Source organism: Pelagibaculum spongiae (assembly GCF_003097315.1).
In the GTDB taxonomy this organism is placed as follows: domain Bacteria; phylum Pseudomonadota; class Gammaproteobacteria; order Enterobacterales; family Pelagibaculaceae; genus Pelagibaculum; species Pelagibaculum spongiae.
The window spans coordinates 74,616-97,546 of record NZ_QDDL01000005.1; the positions used below are offsets into that span (position 1 = coordinate 74,616).

Consider the following 22,931-nt stretch of genomic DNA (forward strand, 5'->3'; position numbering starts at 1 on the left):
AAAAAATATATCAATCGTACTTATGATGCTGATATTTGACTGATAATCGGTCACAATTAAGCCACAATAGGTATATCAATATTACAGGTTTCAATAAATAATGCTTTTAAATAAAAGCCAACGAATATATTCAATGACCAATCATCCCTTTTCTCAAGCCTGTCTTAATAACGCTCCGTTCATATTGGATGTATTGAAGAAATACCTATCAGAACCTACAAGTGAAAATCATACTATTCAAATGCTTGAAATAGGCTCGGGTACTGGCCAACATGCTTCATATTTTTCTAGTGAGTTTCCATGGTTGAAGTGGCAAACCAGCGACCTACCCGAAAACCATGATGGTATCCGTAACTGGATTGAATATAGCCAGCAGAACAATATCTACCAACCGATCGTTCTTGATGTGCAAGATATTTGGAACCTCGGCAGTTATGATTTTTTTTATAGCTCAAACACCGCTCATATCATGAGTTGGCGAGAAGTGGAGTGCTTTTTCGAGAAAGCTCGAGTGCATTTAAAAGCTGGTGGTTTGTTCTTTTTATATGGCCCATTTAAATACAATGGTGCATTCACTAGTGAAAGTAATGCGGCCTTTGATAAAAAAATTAAATCTGATGTATCACATCGAGGAATACGAGATTTCGAAAGCATTCGTCAGCTTGCAGAGAAATCTCAGCTGCCTTTAATCGAAGACTGTGAAATGCCGGCTAATAATCGTTTATTAGTATTTGAAAAATAATTTATACGCTCATTAATTTGGGCGTATTTTATTTAAATACTCGATTAATCTCCACCATCACCATCTCCACCGCCATCACTTCCTCCATCAAAAAAATCAAATTCAAAACCACCATCGCCCCCACCGACTCCAGATCTTGAATGATGATTCTGGCCAATAAGAAACAACACAGCACCAACGCCCATCAACCCCATAATTAATGGGTCGAACTGATTGTGATAACCATATGCCGCAGAAGCGCCAAACATAACCAGGCCAGCTCCTAAAAAATTGATGCCAGACATTTTGGAGAGAAAGCCGCCGACAAATAGCAAAACACTACCAACAATTAGCTGGTTCTGCTCAAGCAGATAGCCACTGAAACATAAAATAACCAGCCCTAGTAATTGCAGCACCACAAGATTCCTTTTGTTATTTTTTAGCTATCAAACCATAGTGATCGCTTTTTCTCCAGCACAAAAAAACGGCCTCTAATGCAGAAGCACCAGAAGCCGCGATTGGAACCGCTCTTAAAACTATTTCACTTCGATAGGTTCAAAAATGACTGTGTCAGTAAAATCATACTCGGCTTTATTGCCAGCTTTATCCAACAGGGTCATGGAAATCACACCCCACTTACCAGGTGCAGAACCCACCGGCAGTGTTTGGGTAGTAGTGTATTCCTTCCAAGCAGTTGGATCACCGTTGAAAAACAAAGTATCCATGTTGTCGTGATAAGCGTAATAAAGATACTCATCACCTTGAGGATTTCTTAGCTTGTAAGAAACCGTCCCCAAACCAGATTTATCATCTTTAGCCCAATAAGTAATAGTTACCTTGGTCTCACCATTTGGCTGATCAGGGTTGGTCGGTGTTGCAACAACCTTAATGCAACGACTGTCATCAGGAGCATTACAATTACTGATGTTCAATTCAGGCGCTTCAGTATCCACATTGGCACCGATTGGCAAGCTCTTTTCAGGTGAAGCCTCCAACTCGGAATTTCCCTTGGCAAACCGCTCACTTTGCCGATTTAACGCCCGATCTTGCATAACGATCTGTGCCACAGAGTATTTTCCAGAGCGATAATATTCAGTTGTCACTAACTGCACTGAACAGCGACCATCAATTTCGCCATTTACCTGCTGGGTAAATTCACCATATTCATCTGCCGAATAAACGCTGTAATCCTGGTTAGCAAAGCGAGAAAAACAAGCAAAGTCTTCTCGCATTCCTACATCTTCATCAACATCCCACTGTGCAGTAATGGTACGAATTTCACGGCAATCTGCTTGGCCGATGCAACCTTCTGGATATGTGCCCACCCGCTTTCCCAGAGAGATTTTTGCAGCAATTGGGTCACTTAACTCCAACATCATTGATTCATCAATATATTGAGGTGCAACAGTATCTTCACCTGGATTGTTGATAAACATTTGCCAGCCATAATCAGTACTGCGCTGGTAACGCTCATTACCTAATGGATCGGTAATGGTAATTTGTTCCGGTGCCCACCAGCCATTCTTGGCTGTTTCTGGCAGGGTAAAGCTAGCCTGCAAGTGATCAGAAATGCGGCCACCTACTGGACGGAAATAAACATCTTTATAGGTATCGCCCTGAGAGAAGATTCGAGTGAATGCCGAAGACGCGCCTTCTAAACACTTGTCCAGCTGACAAGTAGATTTAGTGGTATGTAGGCGTAAATCGATAGTTACTCGTTTGCTTTGACCCGCTTCGCCGTTAACGGTCACTTCTATCTGTTTGATTTTCCCCGGGTAAATATAATCCGGGTGCAAGTTCAAAACTTCAAAAGTCAAATCATCGCGAATGCTTTGTAAATAGAAAATACCGCCCATAATTCGATTACGGATAAATTCATATTTTTGTGGTGCACGTGAACGCAGTTTATCTGGGTTATTTAAGAAGTAAGAAATACTTTCAGCCATATCCTCATTAGGATTTTTCAGCTGTGCATAACCAGAAACAAAATTAGTGGTTTTTACTGCAGACCAACCATCACTTGCATCAACCGAGATGTTTTCAAGGTCTGGGTTATATTCCGTGCCATGGCTATGGCGAGGACCACTCTCTACTACTTCGCTGCTGTAAGGTGGTAAAGAAAGGTAGTCGTCAACACTTTCATCACTATCAACCCGATACCATTGGGATAACTGCAACCATTCTTTTTTCATCTCACTGGAAAAAACATAGTGCCATAAGAAGTGCGCCTTCTCATGCAATACCAATCCAGGGCAAACGCATGATCAGGTATTTAAAAACAACAGCTTCTCAAGGTAGCTTTCATTCATGCAAGCTACCAGCCGTTTTCTTTTCATGCTGAGCCTTGGTGTCTTATCGTGCTTCAATAAATTCATTGATACTTGCCGCATAATCGTCATATTTTCTGCACTATAGTCTTTTCTAGCACGTTGTTCGTCTTCTCTGAAACACATGTCCAGCGTCCAGTGCATGATTTCCACCTGCCAATGCTGCCGGGCTGCTGAAAGAACCTCTTCTGCTGATAACTGATTGTTACTGCAAATATAATAATGTGTTTCGAAAGATGTTTTTTCATCGATTGTTCGGCTTCTATCTATCCGGACAATGCTGTTTAGCGATGTCCATTCTGCTCGATTTGGTATTAAGTCAGAGGCATCTGCCACCCAGCAACGACGAATTTCATCCCGGTTTCGATTCTTTTCACTACTTTCAAAAAAATTAATCTCTGGGCGCCTGTAAGCTTTGGGTTTCTTTTTTTCAAAATAATCATGAATATACTCGTGTAATGTAGGCTGATTACCTTTTACTGCCAGCAAATAATCTGCGCCCGATTCAATACACGCTTGAGTGATATCTTTTTGGCAATTTAGCGCATCTGCAGTAATGATACTGCCTTGTGCGTCGATCAATTTCAGTAGGTCGGGTAATGCAGTAATTTCATTAGTTTTTTCATCTACCACTAATTGCCCCAGCACGAGCTGATTTGCGCAACACCAGGCATTCATCATGTGCATTGCGCTCTTGCTATTTCTTTTGTCTTGGCTTCTTCGGGCTGTTTTCCCATCGAGTGCAATGACAGACAATGTTTCTTTATCTACATCTTTGTGTTGTTCAATAAATCCTTGAACCCACTCAATAAAGCATTGCGTGAACTGCTCAGGCCGTATTCTTGAGAATACTCTTCCAAGGGTGTCGTGACTGGGAACGCCATCACTCATATCAACAAACTGACCAAGCCATGCTTGTTTATTTTCAGCAAATGTTTCAATGGTCTCCCAGTCATCTGCACCGCATAGCATGCCGCATAGACTGATCAAAAGAATTTTATCTAGGGAATGAGTGACCTTACCTTTTTGGCGAGGATCTTCGATATCTGAAAAGTAATCAAGAACAGTAGGTGACATGGCTAAACACTAAGATTAAAAATGCCTGTATTCTAACATTTTTTTATGCGTTTGCCCTGAATACCAATCGCTGCATATGTTCAAGGTTATTACCCTTGAAAGCTTTTTCCATGAATTCGATATAACCTGCACTCGGCCAGGCAACTGCAGGTGCATCGGGATATAATGGATGATCATGGCCATTAGCACGACGCAATAATTGCTTTAAACCACGGCTAGAATCGTTTTTATCACGAATAATATGCAAACCAGTCGGCATTTCTTCCAGCTGGTTAATCACAACCATAATTTCTTCAGGTGTGAATGATTGCCATGCTGAAGGCTGGCGGTCCTGAACACCAGTCACTGGGGTGTTGGAATAGAAGCTTCCCATACGGTGGTTGCTGCCATTACCGCGCTGGTCGATAGTGACGCCAAAGCGCTCCTCTAAAATATAATTGGCTGCAATCAGGTTGGTGCCACCAGTAGTTAAATAATTAACCACGGCATGGTGCAAATTTTTAGAATAAAAACGACCACGCTGACCATCAACATTTGCAATTTGTGGCTCTGCATAACTAAATGCATCAACACTAATGTTTATCTGTTTGCCATCAATCGCAATGTTTTTATTGATCGGATCTTTATCTAAAGTCCAACGAGTTTCTTGTACATTATTGTCATTTGGTTTACACGGAAGCGCCTGAACTAATTCATTAAATGAACAATGCTTTTGCGGTAACTGTCGCATGGTTTCCAGCAAGCGATAGGCATGGGCTTGAGTCCATGGCAAGTCACCTGCATCATCAAGTACCACTCGATAATCACGATAGAGCATTTGTGCAGCAGCAATATTAGGGATTTCTTTTTCCAGCCCTTCTATTTCAACAGTAATGGGATGGTTGACTGCTGAGGCGTATTCTAAGCCACTGACACTTTGACCGTCGTCTTGCCAAACATAATGGAATTTCCCATCTAGCTCTGGCGTTGGTTGGCTGTCGACTACTAAATTGGATGCTTGGTTACTTGGCTGTTCAAAAGCAGTAGATTGCTGGCGATAACCCCTTGCCTGAACTTTGAGGCTGTAATTTACACCGGGCGTTAAATCAGCAAATACATACCCGCCATCCGCAGCAATTCTTTGTGTGTGTAATTCTCCACCACCTGATGCAGTAATAACTACATTTTCTGCTGCGACCAAACCACTAACCTGCCCTTGAATATTATTAGCAGTTGGATCTGGTGTAACGACTGGAGGCGTTGGGTCTGGTGTAACGACTGGAGGAGTTGGAGTGGTCGTTCCAGTAGTCGTATCTGTACTTGAATCACTACTGGAACTGCCGCCACCGCCGCAACCAGCTAAAATAATAGATAGCACCGCAGCGCTGACCAGATGTAACTTTTTCATCCCGATTCTCTCTCAAGTATTACTGTTACTTAATGCTGGAAAACAAATAACCAACAAGACCATTCGGCCTTAAGAACTACCAAAAATATTGAATATTTTGCGTTTATGGCAGTGTTAATTTTTAGCAAATACAACATGCCCTGCTTCAGCAGCAAATTCCAGCCAAGCTTGCTAATATGTGAGAGAGATCAAACTATTATTTACAATCCAAGAAGGTGAAGAAAAATTTTATACTTTATTTTAATGACTAATTTAAATGAATGTTTGTCACGTTTTTTAAGAAGGGGCGTAATCTATTTAGTCAGCAGCAGTTTGATAAAACAGCAGCAACAGTTTGCTGCTGTTTTTTATAAATTAGAGCAGGAAGCTGGGAAGAGAAAGTGAACGTCTTAATGCAACTAGGCGCATACCCAAAACAACCGCCATACAGATGATTGCTGAAATGCCTACTGGAATTTGTACATAAAGCAGTAGTTGGTAAATACCGGCACCGGCAATAATCGCTGTCGCATAAATATCTCGATAAAAAATCATCGGCGACTGTCCAGCAAGCACATCACGAATCAGACCACCGCCAGCACCTGTCAGTACGCCCATCACCACTGCAACTATCGGCGCACATTCAAAAGATAACGCTTTATCAACACCAATCACGGTGAAAGCTGCCAAACCGAGGGCATCGGCCAACAGAAGCCATTGCTGCTTGGATTCTATTCGTGTGCGCATTGCCAGGGTGATAATCGCTGCGGCAACTGCAATCCATAAATAGATTGGCTGCTGCATCCAAAAAATATCGGTACCTAACTGCAAGTCACGCACAGTACCACCGCCCATAGCGGTAACGATGGCTAAAACGAATGCACCAAAGACATCCATACCCTTACGGCAAGCAACCAGAGCGCCTGAAATGGCGAATACAACCGTACCAAAAAGATCAAGAAACAGCATGGCATTAACAGCAGACATAAAAATCGGTCGCGAAGTATAACTACAATGCTAAGCCATTGCTATAGATGAATTTTTATAAACTTTTGGTGAATCAATTCAACTTTGTTGTTGTTTGCAGTTACTGGCCTGCAATGACTCAGCGATTACTGCCAGCGCTTTTCTGTCTGGCTTCATGCCGGTCATTTGCTCAGGCCACGGCAGAAATACATCGGGCAACATAAAATTAGCCAGTTGTGGTTTTAGCTGAATGATTAAATCGGCTTGGCTAAGTTGCTTTTCCTGATCAGCCCATTGAATAAAAGCGACTGGTCGCTGGCCCCACTGCTGATGGCTAACCCCGACTACCACCGCCTGAACTACTCCAGATAGCGATAACAAACATTGCTCAATTTTCTGAGGTTGAATATTTTCACCACCAGAAATCAACATTTGATCTTTGCGGCCCAGTACTTTTAACCAGCCATTTTCTAACTGGCCCAAATCATTGGTATGGAACCAACCTTGCTCATCACAGGCTGGGTCAAGCTGACCTTTGCTCCAATAACCAGCAAATAAGGTATCGCCCTTGAGCAATATTTCACCATCATCGGCCAAGCGCATTTGCCGACCTGGCAGTAGTTGTCCCGACAAACCTGCTTTCGCTCGACCACTACAAACCTGAGAAGCCATTTCGGTTAAACCATAGCTAGTAAAGGCTTCAATTTGCGGATAATTCTTTAGCTGGTCAAGCAAATCGTCAGACACAGGCCCACCGCCTAATAGCACGCGCATTTGCCGTTCTGGTAATTTGGGCTGCTGTTGTAGCAAACGAAAAAGCTGAGTATTGACCAGAGATAAATAATTAATCGGGTAGCGCGCTAATAACTCAGGCAATGGAGTTTTAAAGCTATCCAACACGATGGTCGCACTTGCCACAATACACCGCGCTACCAGCGCATAACCGCCAATATGAAACAGTGGTAAAGAGGCCAGCCAGTGGTCTTGTTGTTTCAATGGCAGCACTTTTCGGCTCCCCATCGCACTAGCCAAATGATGCCCAATTGAATGCAGCACTGCTTTGGGAGATCCAGAACTGCCCGAAGTGAGAATTAAACTGGCTGGTGCATCAATCGATACCTGAGGAGCAACCTCATTCTCGCTTTCAATCTCAGCCCGCACCTCAAAATCGATATTAACCTTATCACCAGAAAAACTATCTAATCTGCTAGTTTCTGCGCTCCAAAGTTGCTTAACACCCATTTTTTGGCACAAGTCGATAATTTTTTGATCAGGAAATGCAGGATTTATTGGAAAGAAAATTCGACCACAATGCAACGATGCCAATGACAGCAACAGCATTTTTAAAGAATTTTCTGAAACTACCGCGATCGGTGTTTCAGGTAAGACTTGCTGCTCCACTTGCAATGCAATACCACAGACATTCTGATACAGCTGTAACCAGCTAATGGCATAACCATCAGCCAGTATGGCCGTTTCATCTGGACGGCTTAATGCATGTTGATAAAGCGGGCAACCGGTCCAGTCTGTCATCAAAACCTTCTTTCTAAAACAGTTAAAGTGAGACTTTAGCATCCAGAATCAAGCGATAAAAATAGCTCTGATTCTTGAAATCATGTTCATCTTCTACATGTCGATATAAATATAAATCTTGTAACTGCTGGCCAACCCATAGCGCTTCGGACTCTGTAATAGCGCAATGGCGCACTAAAGCCGTTACCGCCTGATCTCCAGTAAAGCAACGCATGAACGATAAACCACGCCAATGGCGATCTTGAAGTTGGAAGATTTCTTCGATTTCTTTAGCTAGCAGAGTAAAGTCCAACTTTGCTGTTGCATGCGATACCGATTGATATCGGTAGAACCATCCGTTTTTATCAAATGGCTTTTCACGCGTTACGTGGTCAATCAGCCGACAGTGTAATAAAAGATTACCAACATCAACCGCTTGATCGACTGAAATTCTTAAATAACCCGCAAGCCAATTGGCTGCTTCACTGCCCAAAAAGCATTGTTGATAAAGCTTCAATCGGTAGCGACGATTAGCAACTGGTATCTGCGGGTTGCTCGCAGCCATTTTAGCCATCAGCTGCGCCGGTGAAATATTCATTTCATCGAGTAATGCCCAGGCTTGCTGTTCACTATCTCTAGGATCTTTGGTCGGGTCTTCGCTAACCAACATACCGCTGGCATAACTTTTTAATTGCACAGCGCTATATTGCAAATCAAATAGCTTGGCAACACAGTCCATCAGAGGTGTAACACTTGCAACATAACGCCTGCTAGACAAACGACCAATCAATTCTAATCCGCCAGCCTGCTTGACCCATTGAACCGTTTGAGCTTGCGGCAACATCATTTGGCTGTTGGTGGCAATCAAGCCGGCATGGGGAATTTGGCTTTTAATTTGCTTGCAAAAAGCCGTCCAACTTAGGTTTTCCTTAGCTAAACGAGCCAAATCAGCACAAATCAGCAGCGGTCTGTTTTTGGCGTTGCCAGAAGTGAGCATTTTCAGCTGTGAATCAATTGGATCGATAACCGATATTTTTCGAACCCGCAAGCTCATAGATTGCAGCGCGGTAGCGATTAACTTTTCCTGAATCGGATCAAGTTGCAGCAAAATAACAGTAGCGTCAGCAGCAGTAGACATTTATCCCTCGAACATCAAAATGCTCGAATTATCATTCGAGCTCACATGACTTAAATTGAGTACTTAGCCATAATCTACTTTTGGTGATATTTCTTTCAATATTTAAGATGGGTTGTCCGGCCACCGGGTGATCTTTATTGCTGTGAGGTAGTTCTAGAGTTTTTTAAAATGATTTTAGCGAGTTAAATGGTCTGACAAGTTGTTATAAAATACGGCTAAGAGCGTGTATACCCATCATATTCGAAGGTGCAGGGACGTTGATTATAAAGATGAGAGAAGAAAATAAACGTGATAAAGGTTCAGCTTCTAATTAAAAGCTGAATCCGCATAATTTGTTGGATAACTAAAGTCATCACTCCACAATTTTTTCAATCAGATAGCCAGCAACCATTTTTCAAAGGCATCGATCCTTCGACATAACGTACCTTGGATGTTGCTTCACCACGCATCGGCATCACCATGCTGCGACGGCCTTGTCGTAATTGCTGCTCTTGCTCCGATAGCTCTCGCTGACAACTCGATGGCTCAGATTTTACCGTAGAACTATCTTCAGCGGCTTTGGTTTTCTGCTCTGTCATAGTTAACTCCGAACGGCTACAAAAAAATGAAGAGATCGATAACAATTAAAACTTTATAACAAATCGAGCAATTCGGGCTCTAATAAAAAGCTATGTTGCTCGGTTGTTTCGGTTAGCTCGGCTAAATCAATCAATCGCTTTTTACTGCCTGGCCATGGCCGTAATAAATCACAGTCAAACCGGCGAAGTGTGTCTAGCCCAGCTAGCTCGTGTGGTACTAAATGCTGTGCCATTGCAGCAATTTGCCCCACCGCTAATGAAGATTCAAAGCTGCTGGAAAAAATAACCTGTAATTGTTGTTGTAACGCTTGTTCGGCTAATGAACAGCAGCGGCTAATACTTCCCACCAGCGTCGGTTTAATCACTAAAGTTCGCAAGCCTTGCAACATTTGCAGCTTAAAACCTGACTGTTGCACTGTCTCATCTAAAGCAAAATGCATTGCAGTTTTCTGATAAAACGCTTGTAACTGAGCATACATCCGCTCAGTGTCAGAAAAATTTTGTAATGGCTCTTCTATAAAACTAATCCGCTGAAGCGGCAGGTCTTTGGCAAACTGTAATGCTTGTTCAAAGGTCCACTGTTGGTTGGCATCCAACCTGACTTTTCCAGGAAAATACTGCAACAGCTGCAATAGTTTTTGCCGATCTTCCGATGGATCATTGCCAACTTTCAGCTTCACCTCACCCAGCTCAGTCCAATGCTGTAAAAGTTGCGGGTCAAACGGTTTATCAACCAATAGCTGGTCTTTCAATAACAAAGGGCAACACTGAATATCGGCCGGAGCGGTTAGCTCAGCTTGCAGCAATTCATTGACGGCCGCAGATAAACCAAAACTGGCAGATGGGGGAAGTTCGACTTGTTGAGGGTTTTCTAGCCACTGTGCCAAACGCTCGGGAATATCCTGAGCTCGCTCTTGGCTAAACCCCGGTAAGGGCGCGATCTCGCCCCAGCCTTCACTATGTTCGTCTTGCAAACGAACCAACCAACCATTTCGACGCTGTAATGTGCCACTTGCTAGTTTTAGCTCAGGAAACAGATCTAACTGATAGGGAAACAGCGTCAGAATAATCATAGTGACACTCGTTGGATGCGGTGGGTGTGCAACAATTTTATGGCCTAAAACTGCTACTGGCTATGAAAATTGCACATTGCCAGTTAAAAATTCTTCTATCAGCAGCCGAACTAACTTCGGCTGCCAACCTAGAAAAACTACAAATTATTCAGATTGTGTAGTGATTATTTTTTGATCAGATTCCGGCTGTGCTTCTTTCGCCATTATCTGAATCTGCTGAATTTCAACTCGGCGATTGATCTTGCGGCGATCGGTTCGATTGTTTGCTGCTATTGGCCCAAATTCACCGGCGGCATGCAACTTCAATCGCTCAGGATTAACACCATAATGATTGACCAACCTCTGATGAACCGTCTGTGCACGCCTTTCAGATAGCTGATTATTATGTGCTTCTTCACCTGTGTCGTCGGTATGGCCGACAATTTGAATTTGCGCCTGTGGATTTTTAACTAAATATTCTGCTATTTGCCGAATCGCTTGGTCTGAAGCAATCGTTAATTGGTCGCTATTAAATTTGAAAAAAACTAGCGGAATGCTGGTCTGCCCAGTCAATTCAACCGAAACATTTTCCGCTTGCGATGCAACATCTGCAGTTTGCGTGGTTTCAGCAACCGGACGCCCTTTAATTACATCAACCACGCTGCGCGGAATGCCGCCAATATCATTGGTATAAACAGCAACAAACCAATCTTGGCCACGGTCAATCGGCCCACGCGCTAGCAAGTAATGCTGGTTTAAATCATTACCATCAATTCGCGGTGATAAGAACAATGACCATCCCGCAGTATCACCGCAATCTTTGCCGCTACATTGGTACAAAATATCAAAGCCTTTTTGCTTTAATTGATCCAATGTTTTCTGGCTAATTTGCAATGCAGTGTCTGCTTCGGTGTAGTCCCAAACGGTACGTTGCAACTCACCCAACAGCTGAATTTCACTGGTCAGCGTATAGCCTTCTTCTTGATCTTCAGTAACTTGATCTTGATAAATAATCGGCCCAGCAATTGCCGGGTAACGAAGGTATTTTTTATATTCAGATTCAAACTGGCTGGCACCTTTAATCATCGAGCCATTAATGATGCTGCCATTAAATTCTGTCAGCGATGATATGACTAATTGTGATTGCTCTGATGATTGTGCATACGCCAAATTAATCCCGCTAACCGCCACCGCTCCTGTGAAGATCCATGCGGCAGCCCTGCTTGCCCAGTTCGTTATTGCTGGATTCATAAAACTATCCTTTTTTTATTTCTGTTTTATTTTTATTTTTACTGCAGGTTGTCGCAGTTGCTGCCGCCACGTGGATTATTTTCACAGCGTAATGGACTTTGCATTCGCACTACGCTGGTACTGGTTAAAGGTATCCAATAGTCATGTCGGCTAATAACCCGCCGATTACGACATGCGGTCCATTGCTCATGTTGATAGCCGCCATCTGCGCGAAAGGTTTTCATCGCCTGATAAATAATTGCATTAATAAAAGGCACTCGCAGTGGATAGCACCAAGTGCTTTCTATTTTTAATAAATTGGCATCTTGCAGGTTTATCGGTCGACCATTGATGCTTCGCTGTGCATCGCTATACACATTCAAATTATCATTGGGAATTTGCCAAATCGGTTGGCTTTCCCGAAACTTGCCACCGCTAGGACAGCCGACGCCACGGCAGGGTTCTAATGTTCTAACCCGCTGACGAAATGAATCAAACATTTGCTGGGTTGGCGACAACACATTAATTTTTACACCACCCGCACCAGAACCTCGAATGGTTTCGTTAAACCGAAACAATTGCTGGAAGGCAAAATACGACAGCATATTTGGATCTTCATTTGGTTTAACTCGATATTCAGCAGGCGCCAAAGTCTGCGCCAAAGCGTTACGCATTGGGTTTAAAAAACCATTTTCAGTAGCGCCAGCTCTGGCAGCCTGCACCGTGGCATGATTAAGGGTTGCCTTGGCTTTGTACATTTGAGCAACCTGAATTAAACCCATAATTAACAGCACTAGAACAGGCATTAAAATGGCTGTTTCAGTTAATGACTGCCCCCGCTGCTGTTTTTTATTCATTATTTTTGCTCAGGGTAATTATTTTATTTAACGACTTTTGATTATTTACTAACCAGTTTGCTGAGCAGTTTGCTCATCTGCTGATAACCAGGATCACTAGCATCCGACATGCCAACTCCTTCTTCCAAGGTCGATATAGCCTGACGAATTCTGGTCAGCGCCATATTATTCCAGCCTTTACTTTTTTCTGGTGAAAGCTGAATACACTTTTCAAAGGCTCTTATTGCCGCATCTAGCTGGCCAGTGCGCACATAAATATTACCGAGCCGAAACCAGGTTTCATACAAGGTCGGGTTTTTATCAACAATCTTTAAATAATAAGCTTCCGCGTCGACCAATCGCCCTTGCCGATATGCCTGATCCGCTTTGAGCAATATATCGGTATCTAGCGTTTTCTTAGCTGGCGCTGAACTACAACCGGCAATAAGTAAAGCCATTCCGATTGCCATCATTATTTTTTTATTCACGCGAATACTCCACTGCTTTTATTATTCGTTGGCTAGCTACTGCTTTAACCTTTCGAATATTGATCATGCAATATGCCGATACGATCTACCGTACCCGCCGCTACTTCAATCACCGAACGCGCTTTCAAACAAGTAGCAAAATGCCAGGGTTTGAAGTCTCGATCGATTCGCAGTATTTGTTGGTTTTTATCTAGCCAGATTAGATCTAGCGAAAACTTCATAAACAAGCTGTGTACCGAGTTACACGGGATAATCCACAGCCCTTTATTATCGGTTAGGCCAGTTTGCCCCAGTAGCCCTTTCATTCGGCTCCAAGGTTTATCTGCCAACTTTAAATCCAGTATTTGTAATAAATCTGGTGAGTTGTATTGGTCGATTTTACTGGCGGCCTGCATCAGAACGACTCCAACAACATCATGCCAATCGGGAAGAAAATGATGATAAAAGTCACCGGGAAAATAAACGCAACCAATGGAAAGATTAATTTAACCGGTGCTTGCATTGCTTGTTTTTCTGCAATCTGAAAACGCTCGGTCCGTCGCTGGTCGGCTTGAATTTTTAAAGTTTCACCCACACTAGCGCCTGACTTTTCAGCTTGAAGCACTGCGTTTACAAAAGTAGTTACTGGCCCCATATCTAATCGATTAGCCATGGCACGCAAGGCATCGGGCCGGGACATACCAGCACGCGTATCGCGCACTACTTTAGAAAACTCCGACTTTAAAGGCCCGTCAGGTCCTTTTTCTACCGCCTGAATAATCGCCCCTGAAAAATTCATACCGGCCTGAATCGCCATGGTCAAGAAATCCAGATAAGTCGGTAATGCCTTGATCATCTGTTTTTCTCGTTTATTTCTCAGATCATTAATTGACAGCATCGGCATAAAATAACCAAGTAATGCAGCCAGACCTAACAATAACGGGTCACTGATTTCCAGCATTGCCAAGCAAAGCCAGCACACTAGCATTACCAAGAGCGCTGAGGTCATTTGCAAGCCTACCAATTGTTCTGGCGACATCAAATAACGCATTCCGGCGCGATTGAGCTTTTTATTTAATCGTTCGATTAATTCAACCGGTAAAAAATCTCCCACGTAATGAGAGAAAAAACGAACCAAAGGCCAGATCAATCGCATTTTTCCGGACAGTGGATCGAGGTATTGCCGATCTTCTCGTTTAATTCCTGCCGCCGTTTGAGTGATCGCCACGACCAAAAGCACTATTGCTAGCGGCAATAACAGCATAAACATCAGCTTTAGAAATTCTGGGTTATATGATTCAGACATCGATAGTCACTATTTTTTTGATGAAGAAAAAACCCTGCAACTCCAGCACAACAATCACTGCACATGCTGCCCATCCCCAGGCAGTATCAAACAACTTGGCCATTGCTTGGGGTTCCATTTGAAACAAAATCACCCCCAAAGCGAATGGCAACAAAGCCATCACATATCCTTGCGCCTTTCCCATTGCCGTCAGCGCGTTAATTTTTCCTTCCAGTTCTAATTTACGGCGGATGGTCTCTGCTAACCGAGACAAGACTTCTGCCAAGCTGCCACCGACTTCACGGGAAATTTTCATCCCGGCAACCACCATTTTGAAATCATCCATTGGCATGCGTTCAGCCATGTTTTCCAATGCGTCTTCAAAATCGACACCCACACGAATTTCTTTTAATAGCAGCCCAAATTCCTGGCGAATTGGCCCTGTAGATTCAGCCACTAGCATTTCCATCGCCACCGGAGTACTGGTACCGGCTCGCATCATTGACGACATTGAATTCAATGCATCGGGTAATTCCAGCATAAATTTATCTTGCCGCTGTTTGCGCAAAAATTGATAAACTGCTCTAGGGAAAAATGCCATTAATGAACCACCGATAATCGCTGGCCCCCAATGTCCGGCGACTAACCAGATAACAAAAAAAGAAATAAACATCGCAACCAAGTTTAATAAATATAACCGGCTGGGATCGATAAAAATAAACAGCTCTGCCAACCCCACATTGGCAGTTTCATTCACCGAACTTTGATAGCGATCGATTAAATGTTGTGAGCCTTGGTAGCCTAGGTAGAGCAACAGCAATACCGAAACAAAAATACCACCGCCCATTAAAATTATCTGAGTCATAAGCGATGGCCTTTTTCAAATAACGAAAGGTCAGTTTCTAAACCACGGCGCTTCATATCTTCACAGAAATCTGGAATTAATCCGGTAGCTTCAAAATATCCACGCACCCTGCCATTTTCATCAAAACCATCTTGACGAAAACGGAAAATCTCACCCAATTGAACAATTTCACCTTCAATACCATTCACTTCACTAATGCTGGTCACCCGGCGGCTACCGCAAGAAAAACGAGTCTGTTGAACAATAATATTCACTGCCGATGCAATTTGCTCTCGAATGGCTTGCACTGGTAATTCCATACCAGACATCAACACCAGAACTTCCATTCGGGAAATACAATCACGGGGAGAATTTGAGTGAATCGTAGTTAAAGAACCATCGTGACCGGTGTTCATTGCCTGCAGCATGTCCAGTGCTTCACCGCCACGACACTCACCAACCACAATTCGGTCTGGGCGCATTCGCAAACAGTTTTTCACTAACTCTCGAATCGCTACCGCACCTTTACCTTCCTGGTTGGGCGGTCGAGCTTCTAGAGAAACCAAATTAGGCTGATAAAGCTGCAATTCCGCAGCATCTTCTACGGTAATGATTCGTTCATTGTCTGGAATGAAATTGGAAAGCACATTTAAAAGCGTGGTTTTACCAGAACCGGTACCACCAGAAATCACCAAATTTTGTTTATGTGTCACACAGGCTTGTAAAAAAGACACCATTGGCTGACTTAACGAACCAAAGCCAATCATGCGATCGGCAGTTAAGCGCTCTTTCATAAACTTTCGGATGGTAATACTCGGGCCTTTTAATGCCAGCGGAGGAATCACTGCATTAACACGAGAACCATCTTTTAAGCGACCATCAACCATCGGTGAGCTTTCATCAATACGACGACCTAAAGGCGCCACTATTCGCTCTATCGCAGAAATAACTGCTTTGTCATTGGTGAAGGTAATCGCTGATCGAATTAGCTGCCCGTCTTTTTCGAAAAAGATCTGGTCTTTGGAATTGACCATAATCTCGCTGATAGCATCGTCTTCTAATAAATCTTCCAGCGGCCCAAGACCAATCGCTTCATTTAAAACCTGACGCGATAATTCCTGTTTATTAAGGTGCGTTGGAAAATCATTAAATCCAGATAATATTTGTTGAATAGTATTGTTAGTAAATTTGCGTAACTCATCATCTCCCATTTCATTGAGATCGATACGCCGCAAATCCATAAATTCAATCAGTTTGTCGTGGGTTCGCTTTCGCCACTCGTTGAGTAGTTCAAGGTCAGGCAAAGCCTCTGATGTCGGCGTTTGCACTGATTTTTCTTTCTTGCCTTGGCCAGATGTCGACGATGATTGAGACGTCGCTGCCCTTGTGCTAGTCGAGATGTTCTGCTCACGGCTTTCCCCAAAAAGGTTACCCGCTAGATTGTTATTAACAGGTATTACAGGCGAAAGTTCGGCTGTAATTTTGGTTTGAATCAGATAATCGCTGATTTGAATAATATCTGATTCACCGACCGGGCCATAGTTTTTTATCTTTTCGCCATTAACTTGAGTGCCCGTTCTTGATTCAAGATCAAACACATAAATACCATCTTCCTTTAGGCAAATTTGTGCATGACTACGTCCGACCTTCCAACCATGTAAAACAATCAGGTTATTTTTATCTTTTCCCAGCGTGCAGTGATCACTTTCACAGTGTAAATCTGCAACGCTGGTCCCTCTTTTGGTGGTTACCCGAACTTCAAACATCAGACTACTCCATTAGCGCCTGATTCAGGCTGAATTTACCGTCAAAATCTTCAATCCATTTATTCGCTTCATTAAGTAATTGCTTATTTTTATCGCTGGATGAATTAACCAAATGAGGGGTGACGGTAATCAATAAATCTTTGGTGCGGCTGCGTTCATTTTTAGAGCGGAATAACGCACCAATCCATGGTAAATCACCAAGGAACGGAACTTTATCGGCACGGCTGGAAGTGGTGCCATAACTTAAACCGGAAATAACCAAAGTATCGCCACTGGTTAAATTAATGTCAGTCTCTGCAACATCTTTAATTAAACCGGGGGTTCCTTGAGTGACCACCGAGAAATCAATGCTGCTGACTTCAGCTTTAACCATGGTGCGAATTCGGTCACCAGATACTTGGGGCTTAATGTCCAAAATCACCCCATATTCTTTAAACTCAACCGCAAAACCGTTATCGGTTCGAATCTGATAAGGAAATTCACCACCAGAAGCAAAATGCGCTTTTTCACCACTTCTTGCCATTAACTTAGGCGAAGCAATCGAACGCGCTTTACCTGCTTCAGCCATTAAATCGAGTGTTGAACCTAAGCCGGTGGTAATGCCGAAATACTTATAGAACTTATAATCAAATCCAGTTATGGCACCTGAAATACCTTCTGCAATACCGTCATTATTTTCTGAATAATTCCTGAAAGTTCCGTTATTTACAAAAGATTTATGCAAACCAATTGCCGGGCCACTAGCGGTAGTATTCCAACGAATACCCAGCTTTTTAACATCATCAATACTGACTTCAAGAATGCGTACATCCATCCGCACCATTGGCTTGTCAATAAAGCCATCCAGTCGAGTTAAATCGACTGCATTGGGAAAAATCTGGATTAATGATTTAATTCTGGTTTCATCTGAAGGCGCGACATTACCAAAAAATGCGATGTTATCGCCTTGCCTAACAACGCTCAGTCCGGGCACCTGCTTAGATAGTTTTTGCGCATTGGCTAAGTCATTTTGAGTATTAGAACCCGACACAGCGACTCGAACTACTGACTCACGATCGCCCTTTTGCCAAATATGAACATCGGTGTTGCCGATTTCACTGGCAATTAACAATAACTGGCCATTTTCCAAGCTACGATAATTAACAATTTTTCCGCTACCCACTGCCACTCGAGTGATATTTTTAATATCCATGACTCGAACTTGGCCAACCACCATTTTCACAGTAGGCAAACGTTTAACCGAAGCCTGCACAGAAAAGGCACAGCTTAAGCAGACTATCAAAACCAAGGTTTTTATCACAGCGGCTTTAAAGCTTTTCAGCGCTAAAAATGATTGATTTAAAATCATGAATCATCACTCCCTTGAACCGATTTTGCATTCAGCGCCGTCTCTAAAGGAGAACTGTTGTTGCTACTGGAATTAGGCTCTTTATTTTCAGTATTGGTTTTTATTGTTTTTGCTCTAACCAGCGGCAAAGTATTATGTGTTTGCTGATGACGGCTAGAAATTAAGCCGGTACCGGGCGTAGCAGTATTATTTTGAAATTTTTGATATTGACGGCTGCTATCAACCAATTGCTGTTGCCACTCTCTACTCGGCATCGTTCTAATCGCTTGCCCTGAAGATTTCAAAACACCATTTTCTGCTTTACCGCCAACAAAACTTTCCACTACTGCAAAACTGCTATCAGCTCGCTGATCGGGGTAGCGCCCTTTTGCCTGATCTTCTGGATTACGCAACAAGAAGCGCAATTCTCCATTTTCATTGGCCAGAGAAACACGCGGGATATCACGCATATTCAAACCCAGTGTGATCGAACGATAATCACCCTGCTGTGAATTGCCTGATGTATCGGTCATTCCGGCATCTGCAATGGTTTGCTTACCGGTTGCTAAAACCAACACCTTATCTAGCAGATGATTGAAACTAGCAGACTGCTTCTTACTACCCGCGGTGACCAGCGCTAAATCTATATAATCTCCAGTCTGAATAAGACCTTCAATTGAACTCAAGTTATCGACTTCCAGCGTGATCGCTCTTTGGCCTTTTTCCAGTAACTCAGAAAAACTACCAACACCACTAACGCCGCGAATAAAATGGCGCATTAACGGCTTACCAAAAGACACTGGCTCGCTGAGCATTAAACCTCTGACGTAATCAAAATCAGCCGGGGTTAAAGCGCCATCAGGTACGAATTCAGTTGGAATTTTTCTAACTTGTAAAGTGTCAGAAGAAAGATGATCACCGGCCACTAGATCTCTGGAAGCAACCAGAACTTTCATTGGCCTTTTTTCAGCCTCCAACTCCGCCCGTAAGGAATTTTCCTTCTGGCGTAGATAAGAAGTACCACTCCAGGTTGCAACACCGGCCAGCAGAACTGCAACCAGTAGCATAGCCAGAGGCTTAAGCTTCTCCATGTAATAGCTCCTTGAATCCCTGTATTTGTTTTTGTTATTTTTTTCAGGTTATTTTGAGTAGCTTTCTGCTGGATGACATCAGCTGGGAAGCGATGAAGCATAAATATACGCTGAATGATTCGCCTTGAATGCAGCAACGATATAATCAAGCAGGCTCATATTGTCCAACATGGGTAATGGCGTAATAAAAGCGATAATCAAAACGCTGGTCGCCAGCACATATTCATACATTGCCTGCCCCGATTCTCTTGCAGGTTTTCTACTGCATGGGCTTTTCAGATTGTAACGCTGCTTTTGTTGCAGCTTTGTTATCACAGACTTAACCATTACTTTTTAACTCAGTTTTAAACGGTTATTGTTTTTATTTTCTAACCATCAGTCGTTTCAATTACTACAATCCTGGTTTTTCCTCTTTCCCGGATCATCGCCAAGTTGACGATCTTGTTCTTATTTCGATAAACCGCGCCTTCATTAATTAAACCCTGCCGTTGCCAGCCTTTTTGCTGGTAGTAGCTATCATAAAAACGCGCGACCGTTTTCAGCGGGTGAGCACTTTCCATAATCAAGGTTCTAGAAAAAACATCACCATCGGTAGATTCGATATCATTATGAACTTGAGTTTTGCTTGGCTTGGGGAAGTGTTTTCCTAATCGAGGTACGCCCTTGAGAGTAGGTAGATCGCTGATTGCCAGCATCCCTTCACTGCGCTTTTTACCTTTTCCCTTAACCTGCACTGTAATCAGGTAATCACCGTCAAGACGGCTAATAACCTGCCATTCTCCTAAATTACTTTCTACAAAACCCGGTGCATTTTGCACCGCTGGCTCTTGCCATTGATCTCGATAAAACTGCAATGTTTGCTCAACTGACTTAGGGAAGTTGGCTTTCCAAGCAGACATTCCAACCTTGTTTAATTCGATCCCATCAGTAACTACCGTGATAAATGTTCTTTTGGGCAGTGGAATATTTTCTAGATCAAACCCTGACGTAGCAGCAGATAAAGTGCTAGTAAAAGAGCTCATGAACAATAACGCAGCAAATAAAGCAGCAATGTATTTTTGAGATAGCTTCAGCAAAATTATTATATTTTTCATATTAACAAGCACCACTACCCGATTGACCGCCAATCCTTTCACAAGGCACCAGATTAGGATCTATTTTTCCTGGTTCAAACCATCCTAGTTCAGGAAAAATATTACCGGCAAAATCAAGAATACGCCGAGTAACATCTCCAGATAACAACGAACCAGGAACCACTAAAGGCCGACTCAAATGATTTAATGCATCATTTGGACCTGACGCATTCCAAGCACCCACCTGAATCGCGCTGGCCACATTGGAGCGAAAAGGATCAACCGGTAGATCATCCAATCGGTCCAATTTCATTAGTTGCATTCCGACTCGACTGCGGTGAACCCCTTCATTGTTCAAATCCAAAACATTGGCAACCGTGTTATATACACCGGTAAGCGCCGCAGTATTTCTACCCACCGAAGCCTGCATCGTCACCAAATTATCTAATGCGCCGCCAGAGTTTAAAGCCACGGGTTCAACTACTTGAGTTTTTACACCTGATGACTGAAATGAGCTGTACAACATCGGATCTAAATCAAAAGTCGAAGGTAGCGTTACTCGGCTGTCTTCGCGACTATTAAATCGGCGCTGATTCTGTGAAAACAAACGCACGGATATTTCTCGAGTGATTTGTTGATCACTTTTGTGATTGGTTGCTGCAGCATCACGCTTCCAAACCGTTCTTTCCCAACTGGAATATCTGGCAGCTTGCATGAGTTTATGCCGGCTCTCACCGACATTGGCCAGATAATTCATACCGATTAATAAAGGCACTAAAATCGCACCAGCGGTGACTAGAAACCCTGCTAGGCTTTGTCCTTTTTGGCTCGATAGACCTACTTTATTTGGCTTCATTGGGCAGTTTTTCATAAGGCGTATGCTCATAAACCTACTCCCAAAGAAATACCGGCAATCGCCTTATCTGCCGCAGTTAAAGCCGCCAGTTTTGGTTGCCAATAAGGGTTATATAAATTGCCATATTCGCGTCGGTCATCGGTAGCACTTCCCAAATTAATTAAATGACTTTTGGGTCGAGCATAATAAACTGTCGCTTTAGACCATGACGCTGAGCGACCGTATAACATATTACTTTCTGACTGTAGATCGAGGCCATCTGGCGTAGCGTCATTATTAACTGTGCCGGTAGTGCGAATTTTATCTTGTGGTTTAGTCGCTACCAATACAATACCCGGCCCAGTTTCTACATAGCCATCTTGCTTAATATCATTGAAATCAGCCAAGCCACCATAACCACGGTTTCCGCCTATTAGCGGCGCAGTTCGAAATTCAAGAACCGCTAAATTTGAAGCTCGGCTATTGCTTGTAAAATAGTCTTCCCGACGGTGCGTTCGAAGGTTTTTTCGTTCGCCGGCTTGCGCGGCACCCCAACCAATTGGGACTTCAGTGTCGTGCCAGCCAAAAAACCAAACACCAAAATAAGCTGATAACGTATCCATGCCGGACCAGGTATAATAAGGTGCTCGGCTATTCGGGCCATAAAATTCAGTGCCACCGGCTCGTTTCATTTCAAATCGTGCAGGGCCAATAGTGATTCTAGGAATTAAGTTATAAAGATATTTATCACTGAATTTGTCACGGGATTGCAAAGTGATATTTCGAAATGCATCGGCACGTACTTTATGGTCACGCCAATTGCGCCTGCCATCGCGTACTCGATCTGGAGAATATCGCTGGGTAAATAATAAATGTTGTTGGACATAGGTTGTCCAGGTTGCCAGATTAAGCCCGGCCCAATCAACATCTGGATCATTCTGATTCAAGACCCTACCTAAAGAATCATAAGCAACCGTAATATTTAAAAAGTGCATTAACTGTTGCGCGACCGATATAACTCTTATCCAACCATTCAATATTGGCACTAAAATATTAGCGCCCGTTTCAAAAACTTCTTTTATCGCATTAACACCTTGTTCCAGAGCTTGTACAGCGGTGCCTAAATAAGGTATCCAGCCGGTAACTGCCGATAAATTTCTAGCAGTGTTATCTAGAAATCGAATCCACGACAACATGCTAACAACTTGGGCTACTGCAACATGGTTCGCCACCATGGCACGGTTGGTATAAGACATAAAATTCAGATCACGCGCTTCAATCACCGCCACTGAATAAGCAGCATTATCGATGGTATTTTGCAGGCGGGTTTTTTCGTTACTAACTTGATAACTATTGAAAATATAAGCAGCAGACAATAGCACTGCAGTCATCATTAACAATGCATAAACCATTGCCTGACCAGATTGTTTTTTTACCATA

General features: G+C 43.0%; 23 protein-coding genes. 1 reads left to right on the forward strand and 22 read right to left on the reverse strand.

Annotation, left to right across the window (positions count from 1 at the left end; all coding sequences use genetic code 11):
- Positions 1-133 precede the first annotated feature (133 nt).
- On the forward strand, positions 134-742 hold the full coding sequence (locus DC094_RS12820) for a DUF938 domain-containing protein (protein WP_116687512.1): 609 nt from the start codon (positions 134-136) through the stop codon (positions 740-742).
- A 44-nt stretch (positions 743-786) separates the two neighbouring features.
- On the opposite strand, the gene DC094_RS12825 is transcribed toward DC094_RS12820, so the two are convergent.
- The 22 genes from DC094_RS12825 to DC094_RS12930 all read right to left on the reverse strand — a co-directional run bounded on the left by DC094_RS12825 (position 787) and on the right by DC094_RS12930 (position 22,930).
- A complete protein-coding gene (locus DC094_RS12825; RefSeq protein ID WP_116687513.1) occupies positions 787-1,137 on the reverse strand; it encodes a hypothetical protein in 351 nt (116 codons plus the stop codon).
- Between the two features lie 120 nt (positions 1,138-1,257).
- Positions 1,258-2,961 carry a zinc-binding metallopeptidase gene (locus tag DC094_RS12830; protein WP_133245540.1) on the reverse strand — a complete coding sequence of 568 codons (1,704 nt, stop codon included), beginning with the start codon at positions 2,959-2,961 and terminating at the stop codon, positions 1,258-1,260.
- Between the two features lie 24 nt (positions 2,962-2,985).
- Positions 2,986-4,125: an ISAs1 family transposase gene (locus tag DC094_RS12835; RefSeq protein WP_116685345.1), complete on the reverse strand. Its 1,140-nt coding sequence runs from the start codon at positions 4,123-4,125 to the stop codon at positions 2,986-2,988.
- Positions 4,126-4,168: 43 nt separating this feature from the next.
- On the reverse strand, positions 4,169-5,512 hold the full coding sequence (locus DC094_RS12840; protein WP_116687515.1) for a carboxypeptidase-like regulatory domain-containing protein: 1,344 nt from the start codon (positions 5,510-5,512) through the stop codon (positions 4,169-4,171).
- A gap of 354 nt (positions 5,513-5,866) precedes the next feature.
- Positions 5,867-6,478 (reverse strand): trimeric intracellular cation channel family protein, encoded by a 612-nt coding sequence (locus DC094_RS12845; RefSeq protein ID WP_241504044.1) that lies wholly within the window; start codon positions 6,476-6,478, stop codon positions 5,867-5,869.
- Positions 6,479-6,556: 78 nt separating this feature from the next.
- Complete coding sequence (gene menE, locus DC094_RS12850; protein WP_158527320.1) at positions 6,557-7,990, reverse strand: o-succinylbenzoate--CoA ligase; 1,434 nt, start codon at positions 7,988-7,990, stop codon at positions 6,557-6,559.
- A 22-nt stretch (positions 7,991-8,012) separates the two neighbouring features.
- Entirely contained in the window at positions 8,013-9,107 is a 1,095-nt protein-coding gene (locus DC094_RS12855; protein WP_116687517.1) for a hypothetical protein, read from the reverse strand.
- A 368-nt stretch (positions 9,108-9,475) separates the two neighbouring features.
- On the reverse strand, positions 9,476-9,685 hold the full coding sequence (locus DC094_RS12860) for a hypothetical protein (protein ID WP_116687518.1): 210 nt from the start codon (positions 9,683-9,685) through the stop codon (positions 9,476-9,478).
- Between the two features lie 53 nt (positions 9,686-9,738).
- Entirely contained in the window at positions 9,739-10,758 is a 1,020-nt protein-coding gene (gene menC, locus DC094_RS12865; RefSeq protein ID WP_116687519.1) for an o-succinylbenzoate synthase, read from the reverse strand.
- A 144-nt stretch (positions 10,759-10,902) separates the two neighbouring features.
- Positions 10,903-11,988 (reverse strand): OmpA family protein, encoded by a 1,086-nt coding sequence (locus tag DC094_RS12870; protein WP_116687520.1) that lies wholly within the window; start codon positions 11,986-11,988, stop codon positions 10,903-10,905.
- A 38-nt stretch (positions 11,989-12,026) separates the two neighbouring features.
- Complete coding sequence (locus DC094_RS12875; RefSeq protein ID WP_116687521.1) at positions 12,027-12,824, reverse strand: TadE/TadG family type IV pilus assembly protein; 798 nt, start codon at positions 12,822-12,824, stop codon at positions 12,027-12,029.
- A gap of 41 nt (positions 12,825-12,865) precedes the next feature.
- Positions 12,866-13,291, reverse strand: a complete 426-nt coding sequence (locus DC094_RS12880; protein WP_133245541.1) for a tetratricopeptide repeat protein — start codon at positions 13,289-13,291, stop codon at positions 12,866-12,868.
- A 44-nt stretch (positions 13,292-13,335) separates the two neighbouring features.
- On the reverse strand, positions 13,336-13,686 hold the full coding sequence (locus DC094_RS12885; RefSeq protein ID WP_116687523.1) for a DUF192 domain-containing protein: 351 nt from the start codon (positions 13,684-13,686) through the stop codon (positions 13,336-13,338).
- Positions 13,686-14,576 carry a type II secretion system F family protein gene (locus DC094_RS12890; protein WP_241504045.1) on the reverse strand — a complete coding sequence of 297 codons (891 nt, stop codon included), beginning with the start codon at positions 14,574-14,576 and terminating at the stop codon, positions 13,686-13,688. The genes DC094_RS12885 and DC094_RS12890 overlap by 1 nt, the downstream gene beginning before the upstream one ends.
- Positions 14,569-15,420: a type II secretion system F family protein gene (locus tag DC094_RS12895; protein ID WP_116687524.1), complete on the reverse strand. Its 852-nt coding sequence runs from the start codon at positions 15,418-15,420 to the stop codon at positions 14,569-14,571. The genes DC094_RS12890 and DC094_RS12895 overlap by 8 nt, the downstream gene beginning before the upstream one ends.
- Positions 15,417-17,165, reverse strand: a complete 1,749-nt coding sequence (locus DC094_RS12900) for a TadA family conjugal transfer-associated ATPase (RefSeq protein WP_116687525.1) — start codon at positions 17,163-17,165, stop codon at positions 15,417-15,419. Before DC094_RS12900 ends, DC094_RS12895 begins: the two co-directional genes overlap by 4 nt.
- 4 nt (positions 17,166-17,169) lie before the next feature.
- Entirely contained in the window at positions 17,170-18,513 is a 1,344-nt protein-coding gene (locus DC094_RS12905) for a type II and III secretion system protein family protein (protein WP_116687526.1), read from the reverse strand.
- Positions 18,510-19,583, reverse strand: coding sequence for a Flp pilus assembly protein CpaB (gene cpaB / locus DC094_RS12910; RefSeq protein WP_116687527.1), 1,074 nt, complete (start codon positions 19,581-19,583; stop codon positions 18,510-18,512). Before cpaB ends, DC094_RS12905 begins: the two co-directional genes overlap by 4 nt.
- Positions 19,584-19,661: 78 nt before the next feature.
- Positions 19,662-19,898 (reverse strand): hypothetical protein, encoded by a 237-nt coding sequence (locus DC094_RS12915; RefSeq protein WP_133245542.1) that lies wholly within the window; start codon positions 19,896-19,898, stop codon positions 19,662-19,664.
- A 53-nt stretch (positions 19,899-19,951) separates the two neighbouring features.
- Positions 19,952-20,677, reverse strand: a complete 726-nt coding sequence (locus DC094_RS12920; RefSeq protein ID WP_116687529.1) for a hypothetical protein — start codon at positions 20,675-20,677, stop codon at positions 19,952-19,954.
- Position 20,678: 1 nt separating this feature from the next.
- Complete coding sequence (locus tag DC094_RS12925) at positions 20,679-21,542, reverse strand: hypothetical protein (protein WP_133245543.1); 864 nt, start codon at positions 21,540-21,542, stop codon at positions 20,679-20,681.
- Positions 21,539-22,930, reverse strand: a complete 1,392-nt coding sequence (locus DC094_RS12930) for a pilus assembly protein TadG-related protein (protein WP_116687531.1) — start codon at positions 22,928-22,930, stop codon at positions 21,539-21,541. The genes DC094_RS12925 and DC094_RS12930 overlap by 4 nt, the downstream gene beginning before the upstream one ends.
- Position 22,931 lies beyond the last annotated feature (1 nt).